Genomic DNA, 6,516 nt, shown 5'->3' with positions numbered 1-6,516 from the left:
AATTGAAAAAAGTATTCTTAGCTAGTTTATACCCAAGTAACCTCGAGATGTTAGGTTCAGCGAGAATGGCTTGGTTTGTAGACGCGGCGGCGATTTAAAGGTCTAGTGGGTCTAAATCAAGAATCGACAACAAAGTATACAAACCAAGACAGCTCGCCCTTCGGGAGCGTGTCATTGACTCGGTTTCTGTGTCAAACAACTTGGAAAGAGCTGACTATTACGCTGCGTTGTTTTCCTTGACCCCGAATCAATGACAACGCTCTGAATCCTGCATCTTGAAGTCACTTGGGTATAAGAGTCATTTACAAGGAGGAGCGACATGTACCGTTATGTCAGTTCGCCAAAAGCGTCAAAGTACATAGTACCGCCGCCACTGCATCGTGAGTTGTCGTGTATGGATGTGCCGGAGTCAGAACTTGAGATGCGTGAAATTCTGAACAATTGGTTTGCCGATGGATTGGCGCCCATCATTCAGAATGAAGACAATTACATCTCTGCTAATGAGCAACAGCGCTTTGAGCAGCTCAGCCGCACGGTGGGCGTGCTACTGCGTAATAAAGATTACTACTTTGCCACCAAGCGGATTCTTTCATTGTGGGAGCAAGACTGCTTAGAAACGACTTACGTTAATTATCTGATTTTACGTAGTGAGCGCATACCATACTTCGAATAAGTCCCATTTATCGGCTTAAAATAGTGGTTTACATGGTTTTCTTAGTAACTTTTGATACTTGTATTTAACATTTTTATAAACATCGTTATATTTAAGGCTCATCGTTGTCAGGAGTTTATGGATGAACCTTACGATATCAGGGAAGTTGCAGCTCAGTTTTGTGCTGCTAGCCGTACTTTTTATGGCATCAGCGGTATTTACGTATCGCAACGTCACCACCGTAGAGCAATACGCATCTTCGTTACTTAAATCCGATTTACCGACCGTCGACACCAGTCGCGGTATCCAACAGTCCGTTCAAGCGTCGCTGTCTTCTATTCGAGCCTACATGTTGCTAGGTGGCGATGAAGAGGCGAGCGCACGTTTGAGTGAGGACGTTCGCAATATCATGGCATCTACAGACGAGTCGCTTCCAACGTTGCAGGCTTTGATCTCTGAACAGGATTTTCAAGCGATTCAAAGTCAGTGGGATGCGGTAAAAGTCTCTTTGAACAAGCTGATTGAACTTAGCCACAGTGATGAGAACTTACCCGCGCACAACCTCTTTATTAACGAAGCGGCACCCATTGCAGAAGTGGCACTTGATCAGCTTCAAAGCTTAATCAACGAAGAGTCAGGAAACCCATTTGGTGGAGACAGAAAACGTCTGTTTAAAGTCTACGCCGACAGCTATACCTCGCTCGCCAATGCTCTGTCCGCCTTGCGAGATTTCCTGTTGTACGGGCAGCAAGATCACCTAGACAAATACCACGACTTGATTAAGTACCACAATCAGTCCGTGGCGGAAATCGACAGTAAACTCGACAGACTGACTGATAACGACCAATCATTGTGGTCACTGTTTAAGGAAATGCAGCAACTGTACTTTCCTTTAGCAGAGCAGGTAATTGCATTGCGTCAATCGCCAGAGTGGAATGAATCAAACTTGTTAATGGCGAATGAACTGTTGCCAACAGCGGATGCACTAGACCAAAGCTTAGAGACGATCGTATTGTCTCAGCAAAGTCGTGCTGATCAAAGCGGACAGGGTATTAATCAGTCGATCAAGAACGTACTGACCACTATGTTGATTGCAGCGGCATTAGTTTTGTTTGCCGCAGTAGCGATTTCAAAATACATGGGCAATACCATTGGTCGCCGAGTGAAAAACTTATCGGAGCGAGCCAAGACGATCGCTTCAGGAGATGTTTCTCAGCCTCCATTAACTGTTGTTGGGAAAGATGAATTGGCAGACCTTACCGATTCGATTAACCGCATGAACCAATCGTTAGCGAGCATCGTGGCAGGGGTGAGTGAAAAAGCGCACCAAGTGGATACCAGCATGGGAGCTTTGTTGGAATCGGCGCAAGTCACTTCATCGAATGTTGAACAGCAACAGACCAGCATTGTTGAAATGGGAAGCCAATTGGATGAAATCGCTTTAGCCGCGCGTAACACCCTAGATCAAGCCAACCAATCAGTGCAGAAGCTTTCTGATTCAAAAGGCGAGATTGAACAAGGTCGTGATGCTTTAGAGCAAAACAAAGTCACTATGGAAAGTTTGCACGGCAGCATTGAAACCGCGAGTACGCAGGTGACGCAGTTAAGCAAAGAGAGCGAAGCCATTGGCCGAGTTACAGAGGTGATTGAAGGCTTAGCAGAACAAACTAACTTACTGGCATTGAATGCCGCGATAGAAGCAGCGCGTGCGGGTGACCAAGGACGAGGCTTTGCGGTTGTGGCGGATGAAGTACGTATGTTAGCGACTCGCACTACTCAATCGACGACAGAAATCAACGGTATCATCAATGCGATTCAACGCTCGACCAATTCGGTGGTAGAGGAGATTGAACACAGTCAATCACTTGCGGAGCAGGGCGCTGAGCACATTGAAAAAGCGGTAACTCGTTTGCTCGTCACGACCGAGCAAATAGGTTCCTTGAATGAACAAATGGCAGAGCTTGCGGCAGCGGCAGAGCAGCAATCTCATGCGACCAATTCGATCACTGGATTGATGTCCGGTATTACTCAATCAGTGGATGAGGTTTCGAATAACAGCCAACGCGCATCAGAGACATCATTGCAAGTAAAAGAGCAAGTTACCGAACTGAATCAACAGATGGCAACTTTCAAAACGGCGTAGATAAGGTTTAGGTCTGTTCATCTACTTTTGAACGTTAACCAAATAGTAAAAAAGCCCCAATTCTTTTGACACAAAAAGGGTTGGGGCTTTTTGTTGGATGATACGCCGATATTCGTCTGCTTGCTCATTGGATTTGGCTATTTAAATCATAGTTAAAACCAAATTCTCTTCACCGAGCCGGAGTCGTAATATGACTCCATCGGCAGCAAATACTGCAAAAGAATTTTTAAACTTTATACCAATCCCGGTAAGAGAATCGTTCGTTACTACGATTGGTATCATCCTTCTAGGAGCAAGATTATGAACAAACAAGTAAGCCTAATTGGTCTAGACAGCGAACAATCAGCACAACTAGCTCAACAGCTAAATCAACTGCTAGCGCATTACCAAGTGTTGTACATGAACTCTCGCGGTTACCACTGGAACATTAAAGGTGCGCAATTCTTCGAACTGCACGTAAAATTTGAAGAGATCTACACTGATCTACAAACAAAAATCGATGAGCTTGCAGAGCGTATTCTAACTTTGGGGCATACGCCAGCGCACGCATTCAGCAACTACTTGGAAGCAAGTGAAATTAAAGAACATCAAAACGCGACTTCTGGTGAGGAGTGTGTACAAGGTCTGGTTCAAGGCTTTAGCGTTCTACTTCTAAAACAGCGTGAGATTCTACAAAACGCGGGTGAAGCAGATGACGAAGGTACAGCGGCATTGATGGGTGACTACATCCGTGAGCAAGAAAAATTAATGTGGATGCTTAACGCTTATCTACAAGGCTAAGCAGCGCATCACCCAAGCAATCCTTGGGAACGCATGAAACAATCGGGAATAAGTCATAAGGGGCACGTTGGTGCCCCTTTTTTTGTGTGCTTTATTTGCGTGGTAAGGATTGGAAATGGCTCAGTAAATCGCTGAGTTCATTAAGCGCCAACGAGGCTGAGTCATTGAAGGTTTCTTGATTCCCATGGCGCACAAGGCAAGAGGGCATCTGTGCGTTATACGCTGCCTGTAAGTCGTAAAGGTAATCGCCGACATAAAGCACTTCATCCGGCATCAGACGCCACTCTTTTGCCAACACCTGTAGAGACAAAGGGTCTGGCTTGGGCGGGAAGCATTCACGAGTGATGACTCGTTCCACTGAGATTTGGTTGTGTTCTAGTTTGCGCTGCGTGGCGATTTGACAGTTGCGCGTCACGATAGCGGTTTTGATTTCATTTTGATGTAAGTGGGCGAGCAATTCATGGCAGCCAATCATTGGAGCAGACTGCTCAGCATCAGAAATCTCGTAATCAAATATCACGTTATGAGCGTGCTCTCGATGATGAGGGTGCTCAAGTGCGTCGACAAAATCCAATAGATCTTCACTCTGCGGACAACCTAGCTGTTGTCGCAATTCGCCGAAGTTCATATCAGAACTCACCAAGGTGTTGTCTAAATCAAACACCACGGCTTTAATTTTATCGAGCTGTAAAGGGAATGGAATCATAATGACCTCGTACAACTTAACCGAACTATCGTTTTAAAAAACAAAAGGTTATTGTTAAGTTTAGATTCTCCTGCCTAGATTGTACGAAAATAAATCAACCATGTATCACAAAACAAGGACGCGCATGATCATTCCTAAACCATTACAAAAAGGCGACACCATCGGCTTTTTCTCGCCATCCTCTCCAGCCACGGTGTTCGCACCTGCGCGTTTTGAACGTGCCAAAGCGTATGTGGAATCCCATGGTTACCAGCTAAAAGCAGGTAGCTTAACGGGCAAAACTGACCAATATCGCTCGGGTTCGATTCAAGAGCGAGTAGAAGAATTGAATGCGCTGATTCGTGACCCTGAAGTGCGCTGTATTATGTCGACCATAGGTGGTTCCAACAGTAACTCATTGCTGCCTTACATTGATTTCGAGGCATTGAAGAAAGATCCCAAGATCATTGTTGGCTATTCGGATGTGACAGCTTTGCTTATGGGCATTTACGCACAAACCGGCATCGTCACTTTCTATGGTCCTGCTTTGGTGGCGTCACTGGGTGAATTCCCGCCATTGGTGGACGAGACCTTCGCTTCGTTCGAATCGATAGTGAATACATTAGTCGGCTTGGATCATCAATACACAATGCCACTAGGGTGGACAGATGAATGGATAGAGTGGGGCGGGCAAGACCGCGCGAAACAGACCTTGCAAAACCAGTGGCACTTCAAAGGTGAAGGCAAGATCACAGGGCGTTTGATTGGTGGCAACCTCAATACCATGGCGGGTATTTGGGCAAGTAAGTTTATGCCGAGTATCGAACAAGGCGATATTTTGCTAGTGGAAGATTGTTTGCAGGGCATTGAAACGGTCGAACGTTCTTTTGCGCTGCTCAAGCTCTCTGGTGTGTTTGATAAAGTTGGTGCGGTTGTGCTCGGCAAGCATGAAAAGTTCAATGATAAAGGCACAGGACGAGCACCTATAGACGTGTTACTAGAAGTACTTAACGGTCAACCACTGCCAATTTTGTATGACTTTGACAGCTGTCATACCCACCCAATGCTTACCGTTCCATTGGGCTCGACCATGACGCTCGATTTTGACAATGAAACGGTAGCAGTGAGTTTAAAGAGCTAGCTTTTTTGACTAGCTCTTAAGAGAAAACTATTTCTCCTCAAGACGAAAGATTTTGCCGCTGTCGGTAGAAAAATAGATATAGCCATCGGGGCTGATGGTTATATCTCTTACTCGTTCACCAAGATTCTCCATCAATCTTTTTGATTCGGTGAGCTTGCCATTCTCAATAGAGACCACGTTGATGTGTGCCAGTTTCAATGCACCAGCGAGGATCTTTCCGTCCAACTCTGGGTATTTATCGCCACGGTACAAAATCATGTTACTTGGTGCGATAGAAGGGATGTATACCAGTCTTGGATCTTCCATTCCCGGTAACGACTTAGCTTCACCGACGTCCAACGGTCCCCAATATTCTTTACCATGAGAGACTTTAGCCCAGCCGTAGTTCGCGCCTTTCTTGATTAGATTAATTTCATCGCCGCCGCGTGGTCCATGTTCAATAGACCACAGCTGTTTTGTTGCTTCGTCGTAAAACATACCTTGCGGGTTGCGGTGCCCGTAACTCCATATCTCAGGAAGAGCTTGGGAAGGTTTGAATGGGTTGTCTTGCGGAACCGAACCATCAAGGTTAAGGCGCAGAATACTGCCAGCATGGGTTTGAGTGTCTTGCCCATTATCACGTTCGCCACGGTCACCGATTGAGAAATAAACTTTGTCGTCAACAAATGAAAGTCGACTGCCGTAGTGACGCCCTGTGTCGGTGATGGCATCAGCAACAAAGAGATCGTTCCAACCCACAAGTTGATTGTTTTGCAATTGCGCCGTCGCTAACGCCACCGTATTGCCTTTACTCGTGCGCTTGCTGTAGGTAAAGAAGAGTTGCGGGTTTTGCTTATCGGCATTCGGTGCGAGCGCAACATCCAATAAGCCGGCTTGTCCACTGGTGTTCACATTGGGGACGTTAAACAGCTTTTGAGGTTTGCCTGTGGTGATATCCAGCAACGAAACCGTACCGTTTTTTTCATTGACGATAACGCGTTGGTTATCTAAGAACTCGATCCCCCAAGGGATCTGAAATCCATTCGCCACTTCGTTGGCGCGGTATTCGGCAGTGTTGGCAGAAAAGGATAAACAAGCGAGTAGGGTAGCAGCAATCGTTCTCATGGTTCCTTCCA

General features: G+C 46.0%; 6 protein-coding genes. 4 read left to right on the top strand and 2 right to left on the bottom strand.

Features of this window, described 5'->3' with window-relative positions; genetic code table 11:
- Nucleotides 1-319 precede the first annotated feature (319 nt).
- From MTF70_RS03575 to MTF70_RS03565, 3 genes are all read left to right on the top strand, one after another.
- Nucleotides 320-673: a hypothetical protein gene (locus MTF70_RS03575; protein WP_005453713.1), complete on the top strand. Its 354-nt coding sequence runs from the start codon at nt 320-322 to the stop codon at nt 671-673.
- 121 nt (nt 674-794) lie between these two features.
- Nucleotides 795-2,795, top strand: a complete 2,001-nt coding sequence (locus tag MTF70_RS03570; RefSeq protein ID WP_149191581.1) for a methyl-accepting chemotaxis protein — start codon at nt 795-797, stop codon at nt 2,793-2,795.
- Between the two features lie 300 nt (nt 2,796-3,095).
- Nucleotides 3,096-3,575 carry a Dps family protein gene (locus MTF70_RS03565; RefSeq protein WP_005388254.1) on the top strand — a complete coding sequence of 160 codons (480 nt, stop codon included), beginning with the start codon at nt 3,096-3,098 and terminating at the stop codon, nt 3,573-3,575.
- A gap of 91 nt (nt 3,576-3,666) precedes the next feature.
- On the opposite strand, the gene MTF70_RS03560 is transcribed toward MTF70_RS03565, so the two are convergent.
- Nucleotides 3,667-4,281, bottom strand: coding sequence for an HAD family hydrolase (locus MTF70_RS03560; RefSeq protein WP_054866642.1), 615 nt, complete (start codon nt 4,279-4,281; stop codon nt 3,667-3,669).
- Nucleotides 4,282-4,405: 124 nt separating this feature from the next.
- On the opposite strand from MTF70_RS03560, the gene MTF70_RS03555 reads away from it, so the two are divergent.
- The gene (locus tag MTF70_RS03555) at nt 4,406-5,401 is read left to right on the top strand and encodes a S66 peptidase family protein (RefSeq protein WP_205461359.1); all 996 of its coding nucleotides are present in this window, start codon (nt 4,406-4,408) and stop codon (nt 5,399-5,401) included.
- Nucleotides 5,402-5,428: 27 nt separating this feature from the next.
- On the opposite strand, the gene MTF70_RS03550 is transcribed toward MTF70_RS03555, so the two are convergent.
- Nucleotides 5,429-6,505, bottom strand: a complete 1,077-nt coding sequence (locus tag MTF70_RS03550) for a PQQ-dependent sugar dehydrogenase (protein WP_205461361.1) — start codon at nt 6,503-6,505, stop codon at nt 5,429-5,431.
- Nucleotides 6,506-6,516: the final 11 nt, after the last annotated feature.

Source organism: Vibrio sp. 2CM40D, assembly GCF_023161825.1.
GTDB lineage: Bacteria > Pseudomonadota > Gammaproteobacteria > Enterobacterales > Vibrionaceae > Vibrio > Vibrio alginolyticus.
This window is presented reverse-complemented; position numbering and strand designations above follow the sequence as displayed.

What these genes read in the sequence shown, in the direction of transcription:
- MTF70_RS03575 (WP_005453713.1), top strand. Translation starts at nt 320, where the DNA reads ATGTACCGTTATGTCAGTTCGCCAAAAGCGTCAAAGTACATAGTACCG.
- MTF70_RS03570 (WP_149191581.1), top strand. Translation starts at nt 795, where the DNA reads ATGAACCTTACGATATCAGGGAAGTTGCAGCTCAGTTTTGTGCTGCTA.
- MTF70_RS03565 (WP_005388254.1), top strand. Translation starts at nt 3,096, where the DNA reads ATGAACAAACAAGTAAGCCTAATTGGTCTAGACAGCGAACAATCAGCA.
- MTF70_RS03560 (WP_054866642.1), bottom strand. Translation starts at nt 4,281, where the DNA reads ATGATTCCATTCCCTTTACAGCTCGATAAAATTAAAGCCGTGGTGTTT.
- MTF70_RS03555 (WP_205461359.1), top strand. Translation starts at nt 4,406, where the DNA reads ATGATCATTCCTAAACCATTACAAAAAGGCGACACCATCGGCTTTTTC.
- MTF70_RS03550 (WP_205461361.1), bottom strand. Translation starts at nt 6,505, where the DNA reads ATGAGAACGATTGCTGCTACCCTACTCGCTTGTTTATCCTTTTCTGCC.